This is a genomic window from Halomonas sp. LC1, from assembly GCF_030247125.1.
Lineage (GTDB): Bacteria > Pseudomonadota > Gammaproteobacteria > Pseudomonadales > Halomonadaceae > Vreelandella.
In genome coordinates this window covers 1-288 of the sequence record NZ_JASSPG010000024.1, presented here as the reverse complement: position 1 = coordinate 288, position 288 = coordinate 1, and the positions used below count along the sequence as shown (strand labels likewise).

General features: G+C 55.9%; 1 protein-coding gene. It reads left to right on the top strand.

Annotation, left to right across the window (positions count from 1 at the left end; genetic code table 11):
* Window positions 1-288: transposase (locus QIT27_RS17000; protein ID WP_285264493.1), on the top strand; the 288-nt coding region annotated here is incomplete at both ends.

Here is a 288-nt window from a genome sequence, read left to right as displayed (position 1 = left end):
TTTTAACCGTTATTACGATCACCACTGTTACTTCCCGCTGTATGTCTTCTGTGGGCGCCACTTACTGGTGAGCTATCTGCGCACCAGTGACCGCAGCGACAGCCGCCATAGCTGGGCCATCCTCGCCTTACTGGTACGCTTTATCCGCCAATACTGGCCCGATACCCGCATCGTGTTACGAGGTGATAGCCACTTTTGTCGTCCCCGGATGCTGAACTGGTGCGATCGGCATCACGTCGACTACATCGTGGGAATCGCCAAGAACAGCCGGCTGCTCAAGGAAGTGGG